The organism is Silvania hatchlandensis, assembly GCF_025564065.1.
GTDB classification, from domain to species: Bacteria; Pseudomonadota; Gammaproteobacteria; order Enterobacterales; family Enterobacteriaceae; genus Enterobacter; species Enterobacter hatchlandensis.
In genome coordinates this window covers 100,601-113,154 of sequence record NZ_JAMGZK010000051.1, presented here as the reverse complement: position 1 = coordinate 113,154, position 12,554 = coordinate 100,601, and the positions used below count along the sequence as shown (strand labels likewise).

The window sequence follows — 12,554 nt, the reverse complement described above, 5'->3', positions numbered from 1 at the left end:
TGCAACATTATGCGCATTGATGCTCGATTCAGATCCAGAGAAGATTAATTATGCTCGATTATGCAGCTTTCCCGGAGCAACGACAAGCCCTGATCCGCCAGATCCTTCAGGAGAATGGTAGAGTGGTCTGCGCCGAACTGGCGATCCAGATGCAGGTCTCCGAACATACTATTCGCCGTGATTTACATGAGCTTAGCAAAGAGGGATTTTGCAAAAAGGTCTACGGTGGCGCAGTGCTGCAGCTGGCCGATGCGGGCAATTTCGTTAGCCGTGAGCAAAAAAATCACGCAAAAAAAGTCACGATCGCGCAGAAAGCGGCAACGCTGATCAAACCCGGCAGCTGTATTTTTATCGATACCGGCACCACCAACCTCGCGCTGGCGAAGGCCCTGCCAGCGGAACTGGCGATCACGGTGGTCACCAACTCCCCGGCGATAGCCGCCGAGCTGCTGCGCCATCCCCTTTGCGAAGTGATCATTACCGGGGGGCAACTCCAGCGCACCTCCGGCGGTACGGTGGGCGCGACGGCGGCCAGTCAGATCCAGGGGATTATTTTCGATCAGGCGTTTATCGGCGGTTGCGCGATGGATCCCGGCATGGGGCTGACCGGGTTCGACTTTGCCGACTGCGAGTTCAAGAAAGCGGTGATCGGCCAGAGCAGCCAGACCATCGTGGCGCTGACCACCGACAAAATCCCCGGCGTGGCGCGCTTTGTGGTGGCGAAAAGCCGCGATATCGACGTGCTGGTGGTGGAAGCGAACATGGATAACGACGTGATCGCTGCGTTCACTGCGCAGGATGTGCGGATTGTCAGCGCCTGATAAGTGAGGCGCTAACGCACCTCAAACACCACCGCCGTCCAGTTGATTCGGGTGTTTTCCGGAAACGCGGGGTAGGGGTCAATGCGGGTACAGGCGCCCGCCCAGATAAACGTATCTTCATCTATCCGATACCAGTGGGGATTGCCCTGCACCGCATCGCCCAGCACCGCAGCCTGTACGCTGACGTAACTCCCTGCCGGCAGCGCGTCGGCAACGGGGGCGAAAACGGACGGACTCTCTTTGCGGGTACACACTCCCATCAGAGTATTCACACTGCCGGAAACGGGTAGTTCAGTAAACGGGCTCATCGCAGGCCTCATAACAACACGCTCTTAGGGTTAACGATACAAGTCGCGGTTAATCTGGCGCTCACGATAAAGCGTGAAACTGTCAGGGCGTGTCATGCGAATGGCTTAAGCGGCGGGTTTTCATCGCCGCTTGACCCACGACAAGGCAATGCATCGGCGTCTCTTTCTATAATCAGGCCCGTTTGTCTTCTAACTGGTGCTACCCATGGCGTATCAACTCAACCTGAACTGGCCGGAATTTTTAGAAAAATACTGGCAAAAAAAACCGGTCGTTTTAAAAAACGCACTGCCGAATTTTATCGATCCAATCAGCCCGGATGAGCTGGCAGGGCTGGCGATGGAGCCGGAAGTGGACAGTCGCCTGGTCAGCCATAAAGAGGGCAAATGGCAGGCCAGCAACGGTCCGTTTGAGCACTTCGACAACCTGGGTGAAACCGGCTGGTCACTGCTGGCGCAGGCGGTTAACCACTGGCATGCGCCTGCGGCCGAGCTGGTGCGTCCGTTCCGCGTGTTGCCGGACTGGCGTCTGGACGATCTGATGATCTCCTTCTCGGTGCCGGGCGGTGGCGTGGGTCCGCATATCGATCAGTACGATGTGTTTATCATCCAGGGGATGGGCAGCCGTCGCTGGCGCGTGGGTGACAAGCTGCCGATGCGTCAGTTTTGTCCGCATCCGGCGCTGCTGCACGTCGATCCGTTTGAGCCGATCATCGATGAAGATCTGGCTCCGGGCGATATCCTGTATATTCCGCCTGGATTCCCGCATGACGGCTTTACTCACGAAACGGCGCTGAACTACTCCGTGGGCTTCCGTGGGCCGAACGGCCGGGATCTGATCAGTAGCTTTGCCGACTACGCGCTGGAAAACGATCTCGGGAGCGAGCACTACAGCGATCCGGATCTGACCTGCCGTGAGCATTCCGGTCGCGTAGAAGCGTACGAGCTGGATCGTCTGCGTACGATGATGATCGAGATGATCAGCCAGCCGGAAGATTTTAAGAAATGGTTTGGCAGCTTTATCTCCACGCCGCGCCACGAGCTGGATGTCGCCCCTGCCGAGCCGGAATATGCCCCGGAAGAGGTGCTCGACGCGCTGCTGGGCGGCGAAACGCTGACCCGTCTGAGCGGGCTGCGGGTGCTGAACATCGGTGGCAGCTTCTTTATCAACAGCGAACAGCTCGAGACGGCAGATGCTAACGGTGCCGATGCGCTATGCCGCTATACGGAACTGGGCCAGGCCGAACTCGGCGCTGCGCTGCAAAACCCGGCGTTTGTGGAAGAGCTGACCGGGCTGATTAACCAGGGTTACTGGTTCTTCGACGAATAAGGGTACAGGCGGCGCAGGGCACCGGCCCCACGCCGCCGCTTTTACACCAGCATATGACAGGCTTTCCAGTAACCCAGAAGCCGCTCGTCATCGCTCTCTCGCTCTGCTTTACTTTCCATGGCCCGTGCCAGATTCTCTCTCGACACTTCCTGGCCTTTTTGCACGACCTCTAACACCGCTTCGCCAAGAGCCAGGGATATTTCAGTTCGATTATCTTCACTTACCATATATGTCTCCACGTTGAGTGTGAGAAGGTAATTATGCAGCACAATAACGACGGTAAAATATTAATCATCCTATTCTTATATCTTCATTGCTATCCGTCTGATTATTTTCAGGTAGTCCTTAAATACAGTTAAATCAATAATGTTTCGAAATGCTAATGAAGCGATTAATACGCGTTTTTTAGACTACAGTTAATTTCGTGTGACAAGCCAAATAACCTTTTGAGGAGAATTGATAATGGTAAATAACAGTGAAATCAAGGATCATGCTGAGGTTGTCGCGAGCTGCGGTACGCACGTAGGGGTTGTTGACCATCTTGATGGCTTACGTATCAAGCTGGCGAAAAGCGATCCGGCAGCGGGTGGGCAGCACCACTTTATACCGCTGGAATGGGTCGACAAAGTGGACGGTAATAAAGTGATTCTGAACAAAAATCATGAAGAGGCGACAGCTGACTGGTAATAAGTTTAATTGCCGAAATATCGACGTTGTGATATTTACGCTCTGGCATTGTACCGGAGCGTAATATTGTTAAAACCAGGGTTAAATTTGCCTGCATTGCCGCCGCGTTGAAGGAGTGATACTGTTTTCTTTTTATTCTCTTTCCCCCAGGCGCAGGTATGTCCAACACAACGCTCCACGATCCGGCCACGGCGACGAAAAAGACCTTTTTCGTCGCAGATTTCAAGGTATTTGGTGAGCGCTACGGCATTGACTACCGCTTTCCGCTACTGACGGATGCCTGCGCCACCACCAGCCCCGTGCTGCACGGCGATGTAGAAGAGATGACCCTGCCGTCCGGCATTTCATTAACCCATTCCGACGTGCGCGTCCTGCAACCTTACGAAACCACCTCCCGCCACAGCAGCCCGCTGTATGTGCTGGTGGTGCTGGAAGGCTGCGTAACCCTGACCCTGAGCGGCGAAGTGTATTCTGTGCGCCCCGGGATGGCCTTCAGCGCCAGGCTGAGCGAGCAGCAGGCAATGTCAGCCCGTCATGATGCGGATATCGCCTTGCGCACCCTCTCTTTTGGCGTCTACCCCAACGATACCCGCCGGGAAAGTCTGCTCGCCTCGCTGCTGGAACAGTGGGAAAGCCTCAAGGCCCCGACCTTTGTCTGGCAGGTGCCGGACTTCGTGCTGGCCGGTATTCAACACGCCCGGCAGCGCGAGCGCAGCAGCCTGTCGCGCCAGCTGCTGCTGGAAGGGGTAATGTACCAGCTGCTCGGCCACGGTCTGCACCTGCGCGAGCAGCAGGGGGCGGCGCTGGGGCGTGCGTCAGGCAGCGAGCAGGCCCGGCTGGAGCAGATCCGCCACCTGCTGGAACAGGCCCCGGAGCAGGAATACACCCTCGGCCAGCTTGCCGCCCAGGCGGCGATGAGCCCCAGCAGCCTGCGCAGTAAGTTCCGCCAGACCTACGGCTGCACGGTGTTCGACTACCTGCGCGACTGCCGTCTCGGACTGGCGCGCCGCTACCTGCTGGAAGGTCACAGCGTTCAGCAGGCCGCCTGGATGTCGGGCTATCAGCACGCCACCAATTTTGCCACCGCGTTTCGCCGTCGCTATGGCGTCTGTCCCGGCGCGGTTCGTTCCGGGCGCTAACCCCCTTTCTCCCCGATCGCCAACTCCCTGCGTGCGGTTTGGCATTGCGCATACGTACTCTGGCGGTGCGCATAGCTAACTTCGAAATGAAAAAGGTAATAATTCTTATTAACAATTAGAAATGCCTTTGGAGATTTTCATGTTCGCTAAATCGCGGCTGGCACTGCTGGTGGGATGGGTTACCGGGAGCGTCGCTTTCCCGGTACTGGCGCAGGATACGCCGAAAACGGAGACCGTGGTGGTCACCTCGCAGATGCAGAGCGGGGCCACCAAGCTGGCGACGCCGGATATCGAGACCCCGCAGGCGGTGTCGATTGTCACCCGCGAGCAGTTCGAAGAGCAGGGTGCCACCAGCGTGCGTCAGGCGGTGAGCTATACCCCCGGCGTCTACAGCAACCAGATTGGCGCCTCTAACCGCTTTGACTACATCGTGCTGCGCGGCTTCTCCGACGGCAGTCTGGACAACGTCTATCTCGACGGCCTGAAGATGATGGGCGACACCAATTCCCACAGCTCGCTGGTGGTCGATCCCTGGTTCCTCGACAATATCGAAGTGGTGCGCGGCCCGGCCTCGGTGCTGTATGGCCGCTCGTCACCGGGCGGAATTGTGGCGCTCACCTCGCGTAAACCGTCGTTCGATGCGGGCGGTGAAATCAAACTGTTCGCCGGGAATAACGAGCAGCGCGGGGCAATGTTCGACTTTACTGGCCCGCTGGACGATAACGACCGCGTAGCGGCCCGCCTCAGCGGCATGACCCGCTATGCGGATTCCCAGTTCGATCCCCTGAAAGAGGAGCGTTACGCCCTGATGCCGAGCCTGACCTGGCGCATCACCGATAACACGCGCCTCGATCTGATGGCCTATCTGCACCGCGATCCCGAGGGCGGCAGCCACTCCGGCCTGCCGTACGACGGCACGGTGGTCCCGCACGACGGGCAGCGCATCTCTGACACCTTCTTCGAAGGCGAGGACGATTACGACAAGTACGATCGTCGCGAGAACATGGTCGGCTACAACATTGAGCACCAGTTCGACAGCGGCTGGGCGGTGCGTCAGAAGCTGCGCTATCTGCACACCGACGTGGAGCTGAATCAGGTGTATGCCGCAGGCTGGCTGAACGCCACCGAGCTTAACCGCGGCTATTCCGGCTCTGACGAGAAGATGGACGCCATCACCCTCGATAACCAGATCGACGGCAGCTTCGACACCGGGGCGGTGAATCACCGGGTGCTGATTGGCCTCGATTATCAGGATCGCAGTAACGACACCACCGGCTACTACGGCGGCTTCCCGCCGATCAATGCCTTCAACCCGGTGTACGGCGCGCAGCCGGATTACATCACCATGTACAGCCAGGAGAAGCACAAGCTGCGTCAGACCGGCTACTACCTGCAGGATCAGCTCTCGCTGGACCGCTGGCGTCTGACGCTGGGCGGACGTTACGACCAGGTGAGCGTCTCGAACATCGACAAGCTGAATCATTCCCGCAGCGATCTGGATAAGAACAACTTCAGCAGCCGCGCGGCGCTGTTGTACCTGTTCGACAGCGGGATCGCGCCGTACATCAGCTACTCCACCGCCTTTACCCCGACCAGCTTTGCCGATGCCAACGGCGATCTGCTGGATCCGATGGAAGGCAAGCAGTGGGAAGCGGGCGTGAAGTATGAGCCGGAAGGGATGAACAGCCAGTTCAGCGCCTCGGTGTTCCGCATCAACCAGACCAACATCGCCACCAAAGAGGAGCCGACCGATCCGTACCGTTCCATCGGTGAAATTGAATCTGAAGGGGTGGAGCTGGAAGCGGTAGGGCAACTGACCGACAGCCTGCGCGTGCAGGCGGCCTATACCTACACCGATATCCGCTATAAGAAGAGCAGCCCGGAGGAGCAGGGCAAACGCGCGGTGTATGCCCCGCGCAATATGGCCAGCACCTGGCTGAGCTATGACGTCAAAACCGGTCCGCTCGACGGTCTGACGGTGGGATCCGGCGTGCGTTACGTCAACGGCGTGACCAGCGATCGTCTGAACACCCACACGCTACCGTCGTATACGCTGGTGGATCTGGCGGTGGGTTATGACCTGTCGAAGGTGGGGCTGACGGGGGTGAGTGCCCAGCTGAACGTCAACAACCTGACGGATGAAAGCTACGTGGCGGCCTGTAACTCACTGTCGTACTGCTACTTTGGTGCCGAGCGCAGCATTGTCGGCAGCGTGTCGTGGAAGTTCTGATGTGAATGTTATTTCCCTCTCCCCTATGGGGAGAGGGTTAGGGTGAGGGGAACAGACCGCACTACTCCTCCATCGCAATATGAATCGCCTCTCCCATCTTCTTCAACGCCTCGCGATTCTTCTCGTTGGGCGGTAGAGCGACGTTAATGCGTAAACAGTTGCGATACTTACCCGAAGCCGAAAACAGCGATCCGGCCGCCGCCTGAATCTTCAGCTGGCACAGCTGCTTGCTGACGCACACCATATCCACCTGCTCCGGTAACTCTACCCACAGCAAAAAGCTGCCCTGCGGACGTGTGACGCAAATCTCCACCGGGAAATACTGCCGCACCCAGCAGGTGTAGCGTTCCATATTCAGCTGATAAATCTGGCGCATCCTGCGCACGTGGCGATGGTAATGCCCGTTGCGGATAAACGCCGCTACCGCCATCTGGGTGCCCGGCACGTTAAACCCGCCTGCGGCATATTTCATGTGCATCACCCGGTCGTAATAGCGCCCCGGCACAATCCAGCCCACGCGCAGCCCCGGTGCCACAGTTTTGGTAAACGAACTGCACAGCAGCACGCGCCCGTCGATATCAAACGAGTGAATGGTGCGCGGGCGCGGATACTCTGCCGCCAGCTCGCCGTAAATATCATCCTCGACGATGACGATATCGTGTCGCTGGGCCAGCGCCAGCACCTGACGTTTCCGCGCTTCCGGCATGATAAACCCGAGCGGGTTATTGCAGTTGGGCACCAGGATCACGGCTTTAATTGGCCACTGTTCCAGTGCCAGCTCCAGCGCTTCGATGCTGATCCCGGTTTGCGGATCGGTCGGGATTTCAATGGCTTTGATGTTAAACCCGCGCAGCATCTGCATGGTGCCGTGAAACGACGGCGATTCAACCGCCACGATATCCCCCGGCTGGCACACCGACAGCAGCGCCAGCGACAGCGCGCCGTGACAGCCGTTGGTGATCACAATCTCATTGGCCGCCACCGTCGAGCCGCCGTCCAGCATCAGGCGGGCAATCTGCTCGCGCAGTTCAAGCCGTCCTTCCAGCACGTCGTAGCTCAGCATCTCGCCGGGATTGTGCTGGGCGATGCGGCTCATCTCGCGCCACAGGGGTTTCAGGCTCGGCTGGTTAAGATCCGGCGACCCGCCGCCAAAGGAGATCATCTCTTTATCGGCGCGGGCATCGAGGAGCATCATCACCTCATCCCACTGGGTCACCTCCACCGGACGCTGCACCGGGCGGGTCATTGCCGGAACGGGCGGCTGCGCCCTGCGCGAAGAGACAAAATAGCCCGAGCGCGGCTGGGGAACGATCAGCTGTAAGTTTTCGAGGATCTGATAGGCCTGCTGGATGGTGCTGATACTGACGCCATGTTCCTGACTCAGGGTACGCACCGAGGGTAAACGTTCCCCGCTGCGATACAGCCCTTGTTCGATACGTTGTGCCAGGAGATTGGCCAGATGTTGATAGCGCGTCATGCTGTATCCTTTGTTTTCACCATACAGATCGAATAACCAGTACAGATGCCGGCGATAAACGGCATTCAGATACTGTTTTAGCGGATCTGTATGTTAAACAAAAGTTGTTTTTGAATCTGTATTGTCGACCCCGATTTCCATGATGATAACCGCATTGAGACGATGAGGAGAGCATCATGGAATTTAACGAGAACCGCGCCAGACGCCCGTTTGCCCTGTTTATATGGACCGGACGCGCCGTGAAAAAGTGGTATCGCATCAACCGTACGCGCCGCATTCTGAGCCGCATGAGCGATGAGCAGCTCAAGGATGTCGGGTTGTCACGATTTGATGTGTAAGGTATCGCGAAGGGTTTTGTAGGCCGGGTAGGGCGCAACAGCCACCCGGCGAACGGCTAAAGGAGCCCTTTCTGGGCAAACGTAATCCGGGTCGCTTCGTTCAAATCCATCTCTTTTAACGACTCAGGCGACACCCAGGCGATCGCCTGAAACTCCTCGTTAAAGGTTATATCCCGGTTAGCGCTGATGCAGTCAAAGATAAGATAAATCATGTAGATCTCTTCGGTGGTGCCATCCGGATAGGTTTTAATCCGGGTGTCATCCCGAAAAGCCCATGGCTTAATCTCTGTAATGTCCAGTTCCTCGCCTAGCTCTTCCCGGATTTCGCGCCTGAGCGCAGTTTCCATCGACTCACCCGGTTCCATTCCCCCGCCTGACAGCGCCCACTGTCCCGGGAAAACGCCACGATCGGCAGCCATTTTACACAGTAAATACTCGCCTTCATTTTGTATTACAGGGCACACGATGACTCTCTGGCGCATCTTATTTCCTTCGCTTTTTGGCTTTTTTGGGTTAGCCAATCCTATCACCATGATATCTGTAAGGCTAAATCTGTTGATGGTCAGGCAAGAAGCTCGCAGGTTTTTGCCTTCGGGCGGGTGAGCAGCGCAACCGCCTCATCATAGCTGCGTACATTGTTGTACCCCATCACCAGGCCGTAGCGCTTGCCCGAGCCGCTGTACCAGGCCGATAGCGCGTTCACCTGCAATTGCTGCTGTTGCCAGCAGTGGGCGATCTCCCGGTCGCAGCTGCCCCGGGTAAGAAACGCCACGATGTGCATCCCGCCATCGTTTTGCTCGGTGAAAAATCGGTCCCCGTAGACCGCGTGCAGAGCGGCAATCATCCAGTCGCGTCGCTGTTGATACAGGGCGCGCATCTTTTTCAGATGACGGAAGAAATGCCCGTCGTTGAGAAAGGCGGTGAGGATCTTCTGCGTCAGCACCGGCTGGCCGCTGGCCAGCATGTCGGCGCAGTCGGTAAATGCCGACACGGTGCTGGCGGGCATCACCACATAGCCCAGGCGCAGCGACGGCATCACGGTTTTGCTGAAGGTCCCCATGTAGATCACCCGATCGTGACGATCGAGGCTTTTCAGCGATGGCAGCACCTTGCGGGTGTAGTGAAACTCGCCGTCGTAGTCGTCTTCGATGATCCACGCCTCGTTTTGTCCGGCCCAGTCGAGCAACTGCTGCCTGCGCGGCAGCGACAGCGTGACCGCCAGCGGACTCTGGTGCGACGGGGTGACAATGGCAAAGCGGGCGTCGGCGTGGTGGTGCAGCAGATAGTCGGTGTCGATTCCCGCGCGGTCCACCGGCACGGTGTGCAGGCGGGTCACGATCCGGCGCAGCAGCTGCTGGCCCATAAAATAGCCCGGATCTTCAAACACCACTTTATCTTTGTGGGTGGCGAGCGTATCGAGGATCAGGCGCAGGCTGCCGCTGTAACCGCTGGTGATCAGCACCTGGTCGGCATGACACGACAACCCGCGCGAGATGTTCAGGTAGCTGGCAATTGCCTGACGCAGGGGAGCCCAGCCCATCACCGGTGGGTTGAGCATCTCCTCCTGACGCATGGCGCGCACCGCCTGACCCGCCAGCAACAGCCACTTCTTATACGGGAAGCTGTCCAGCGCCGGAATACCGGGGCGCAAAAAGCCCGACTGTTCACGCTGGCTGGCAAGCGTGAGCGGAAGCTGGCCCGTAACCTGATCGGCCGCAGGGGCCTGGATAACGGAGAGGTTTAAATCCGGGTTTACCCGCGTGCCGCGCGCCCCCTGGCTCACCAGATAGCCCTCGCCGGTGAGAATGGCATACGCCGTTTCGACGGTTTTGCGCGCCACCTTCAGCTCTTCCGCCAGCACGCGAATGGCAGGCACTTTATCGCCGGGTTTCAGTACGCCGCGGGTGATGTTGTCCCGGTAGCGGGAATAAATCGCGTGATAACCCGGTTTCATGTCCTACCTCGTTTAGGTGTTTTTGTGTCTTTTTACTATGTCATTACTCGGGTAGTTTACACCCATCGCAACATCCCTGACGCACCAAAGAGGAAAGACAATGAGCACCCGCGTAAACCATCACAAAATCACTCCGGCCCTGGTTAAATCGCTGTCCGACCTGAGTATGGCTATCGGCAAAACGTCCATCGAGCCGGGTCTGAAGCACCTGATCGACATTCGCGTATCCCAGCTGAACGGCTGTACATTCTGCCTGGATATGCACGCCAAAGAGGCGAAAATCGCCGGCGAGCGCGAGCTGCGTATTTATCACCTGTCGGTATGGCGTGAGTCGCCGCTGTTCAGCGCCCGCGAGCGCGCTGCGCTGACCTTCGCCGAAGCGCTGACCCACATCACCGCCGAAGGGGTCAGTGATGAAGTGTACCGCTGCGTGGCGGAACATTTTTCCGAGACTGAGATTGCCGAGCTGAACTTCGTGGTTGTGGCGATCAACGCCTGGAACCGTTTAGGCATTACCTCCCGCATGGCCCCAGGTTCACTGGATGCTGCCTACGGTCTGAACAAGGCGAACCTGGAGTAACATCGCACCATGCCCGGCGGCGCAGGCTGTCGGGCGACAAAAGCACCACGAGTGTTTTCCTTCATTTCGCAATTCCTGCTCTTTACCACCTTGTTTCTTGATACTTACCCTGATAACTATTATCTTCTCAGGGTGTGAAGCGAGGTTTCCCCCATGAATAATGAAAACGAGCTGTTCTGCCGTCGCCCAATGGGGATGCGCATGGCAATGATTGTGCGCCAGTGGCGTGCGGTGATTGACGACGCCATTCTCGAGACCGGGTTAACCCAGTCGAGCTGGACGGTGATGATGCAGCTCAAACAGCTGGGAGATAACGTCTCGGTGAGCGAACTGGCGGAGGTGCAGGGCATTGAACTGCCGCCGCTGATGCGCACCCTCGCACAGCTGGAAAATCAGGGCTATCTGCTGCGCACCACATCGCCTTATGACAAGCGCATCCGGCTGTTAACGCTCACGCCCGAAGGTAACGCGGTGCTGAAAACGCTGACCCAGGTTATCGAAACGTTCCAGGAGCGCGTATCGCAGAATATCGCCCCGGCGCATCTCGAGATTTTCAGCGCCACCTTGAATCAAATCGCCTGCAACTTGCGGACAATCCGCGAAGAAGATAACAAGACCCCATAATCATGACCCCTGAACAAAAGTTTGCCCGCTGGGTAAGGGTGAGTATTGCCTCTTTCCTGCTGATGTTTGTCTATTTTATCGTCGCTGACATTTGGATCCCCCTGACGCCGGACTCCACGGTGATGCGCGTGGTGACGCCCGTTTCGGCGCGCGTGTCCGGCTATGTGGCGGCGGTGCATGTGCACAACAACAGCCAGGTGAAGAGGGGCGATCTGCTGTTTGAGCTCGACCCGACGCCGTATCGCAACAAAGTCGAAGCGGCGCAGATTGCGCTGGAGCAGGCGCGGCTCTCCAACCAGCAGCTCGACGCCCAGATTGCGGCCGCCCAGGCCAGCCTGAAGACCGCCCAGCTCACCGCCCGCAACGATAAAGTCACCTTTGACCGTTACCAGAAATTGAGCACCCTGCAGAACGTCTCGCAGGCGGATCTGGATAAAGTGCGCACCACCTGGCAGAGCAGCGAGCAGTCGGTGGCGAATCTGGATGCCAACATCCACCAGCTGCGCATTGAGCGCGGCCAGCGCGACGAAACCCACAACGTGACCCTGCAGAAGTACCGCAATGCGCTGGACGAAGCGGAGCTGAATCTCGGCTGGACGAAAGTGTATGCCGAGGCGGACGGCACGGTCAGCAACGTGCAGTTAAGCCCAGGGTTTTATGCCACCTCCGGCACCGCGTCGCTGGCGCTGGTGAATAACCAGAGCGATATCGTCGCCGACTTCCGCGAAAAGAGCCTGCGCCACACCCGCCAGGGCACTGATGCCGCGGTGGTGTTTGATGCCTTCCCGGGACACGTGTTCCGCGCCCACGTCACCAGCAGCGATGCCGGTATTCTGGCGGGGCAGGAGGCAGTAAACGGCGAGCTGTCTGAACCGGAAAGCTCTAACCGCTGGGTGCGGGATGCGCAGCGGATGCGCATACACGTGGCGCTCGACGAGCCGCTGCCGAAGCAGCTCCCAACCGGCGCACGCGCCACCGTGCAGCTGTATAACAGCGAAGGTCCGTTTGCCCGGTTCTTCTCCGGGATGCAGATCCACCTCGTCAGCCTGCTGCACTATGTGTACTGATC

General features: G+C 58.0%; 14 protein-coding genes. 9 read left to right on the top strand and 5 right to left on the bottom strand.

What is annotated here, in order from left to right; translation table 11 throughout:
* The first annotated feature begins 50 nt into the window (after nucleotides 1-50).
* The gene (locus M8014_RS14925; protein WP_271283193.1) at nucleotides 51-821 is read left to right on the top strand and encodes a DeoR/GlpR family DNA-binding transcription regulator; all 771 of its coding nucleotides are present in this window, start codon (nucleotides 51-53) and stop codon (nucleotides 819-821) included.
* An 11-nt stretch (nucleotides 822-832) separates the two neighbouring features.
* On the opposite strand, the gene M8014_RS14920 is transcribed toward M8014_RS14925, so the two are convergent.
* Entirely contained in the window at nucleotides 833-1,129 is a 297-nt protein-coding gene (locus M8014_RS14920) for an SH3 domain-containing protein (protein WP_271283192.1), read from the bottom strand.
* Nucleotides 1,130-1,334: 205 nt separating this feature from the next.
* Here M8014_RS14920 and M8014_RS14915 point away from each other — a divergent pair, with 205 nt between their 5' ends.
* Nucleotides 1,335-2,456 (top strand): ribosomal protein uL16 3-hydroxylase, encoded by a 1,122-nt coding sequence (locus M8014_RS14915; protein WP_271283191.1) that lies wholly within the window; start codon nucleotides 1,335-1,337, stop codon nucleotides 2,454-2,456.
* 41 nt (nucleotides 2,457-2,497) lie between these two features.
* Here M8014_RS14915 and M8014_RS14910 read toward each other — a convergent pair whose 3' ends face one another.
* Nucleotides 2,498-2,683: a DUF2767 domain-containing protein gene (locus M8014_RS14910; protein ID WP_271283190.1), complete on the bottom strand. Its 186-nt coding sequence runs from the start codon at nucleotides 2,681-2,683 to the stop codon at nucleotides 2,498-2,500.
* Between the two features lie 235 nt (nucleotides 2,684-2,918).
* Between M8014_RS14910 and M8014_RS14905 the strand changes: the two genes are divergently transcribed.
* From M8014_RS14905 to foxA, 3 genes are all read left to right on the top strand, one after another.
* A complete protein-coding gene (locus tag M8014_RS14905; RefSeq protein ID WP_271283189.1) occupies nucleotides 2,919-3,143 on the top strand; it encodes a DUF2171 domain-containing protein in 225 nt (74 codons plus the stop codon).
* Between the two features lie 158 nt (nucleotides 3,144-3,301).
* Nucleotides 3,302-4,282: an AraC family transcriptional regulator gene (locus M8014_RS14900; protein ID WP_271283188.1), complete on the top strand. Its 981-nt coding sequence runs from the start codon at nucleotides 3,302-3,304 to the stop codon at nucleotides 4,280-4,282.
* A gap of 121 nt (nucleotides 4,283-4,403) precedes the next feature.
* Nucleotides 4,404-6,512, top strand: a complete 2,109-nt coding sequence (gene foxA, locus M8014_RS14895) for a ferrioxamine B receptor FoxA (RefSeq protein WP_271283187.1) — start codon at nucleotides 4,404-4,406, stop codon at nucleotides 6,510-6,512.
* Nucleotides 6,513-6,573: 61 nt separating this feature from the next.
* On the opposite strand, the gene M8014_RS14890 is transcribed toward foxA, so the two are convergent.
* Nucleotides 6,574-7,989 carry an aminotransferase-like domain-containing protein gene (locus tag M8014_RS14890; protein ID WP_271283186.1) on the bottom strand — a complete coding sequence of 472 codons (1,416 nt, stop codon included), beginning with the start codon at nucleotides 7,987-7,989 and terminating at the stop codon, nucleotides 6,574-6,576.
* Nucleotides 7,990-8,165: 176 nt separating this feature from the next.
* On the opposite strand from M8014_RS14890, the gene M8014_RS14885 reads away from it, so the two are divergent.
* A complete protein-coding gene (locus M8014_RS14885; protein ID WP_271268033.1) occupies nucleotides 8,166-8,327 on the top strand; it encodes a DUF1127 domain-containing protein in 162 nt (53 codons plus the stop codon).
* Between the two features lie 56 nt (nucleotides 8,328-8,383).
* Here the strand turns inward: M8014_RS14885 and nudI are convergent, their stop codons facing one another.
* Complete coding sequence (nudI, locus tag M8014_RS14880) at nucleotides 8,384-8,809, bottom strand: nucleoside triphosphatase NudI (protein ID WP_271283185.1); 426 nt, start codon at nucleotides 8,807-8,809, stop codon at nucleotides 8,384-8,386.
* A gap of 80 nt (nucleotides 8,810-8,889) precedes the next feature.
* The gene (gene pdxR / locus M8014_RS14875) at nucleotides 8,890-10,281 is read right to left on the bottom strand and encodes a MocR-like pyridoxine biosynthesis transcription factor PdxR (RefSeq protein WP_271283184.1); all 1,392 of its coding nucleotides are present in this window, start codon (nucleotides 10,279-10,281) and stop codon (nucleotides 8,890-8,892) included.
* Between the two features lie 100 nt (nucleotides 10,282-10,381).
* Between pdxR and M8014_RS14870 the strand changes: the two genes are divergently transcribed.
* From M8014_RS14870 to M8014_RS14860, 3 genes are all read left to right on the top strand, one after another.
* Nucleotides 10,382-10,861 (top strand): carboxymuconolactone decarboxylase family protein, encoded by a 480-nt coding sequence (locus tag M8014_RS14870; RefSeq protein WP_271283183.1) that lies wholly within the window; start codon nucleotides 10,382-10,384, stop codon nucleotides 10,859-10,861.
* 153 nt (nucleotides 10,862-11,014) lie between these two features.
* The gene (locus tag M8014_RS14865) at nucleotides 11,015-11,485 is read left to right on the top strand and encodes a MarR family winged helix-turn-helix transcriptional regulator (RefSeq protein WP_271283182.1); all 471 of its coding nucleotides are present in this window, start codon (nucleotides 11,015-11,017) and stop codon (nucleotides 11,483-11,485) included.
* Nucleotides 11,485-12,552 carry an HlyD family secretion protein gene (locus tag M8014_RS14860; protein WP_271283339.1) on the top strand — a complete coding sequence of 356 codons (1,068 nt, stop codon included), beginning with the start codon at nucleotides 11,485-11,487 and terminating at the stop codon, nucleotides 12,550-12,552. Before M8014_RS14865 ends, M8014_RS14860 begins: the two co-directional genes overlap by 1 nt.
* The last annotated feature ends 2 nt before the right edge of the window (nucleotides 12,553-12,554 follow it).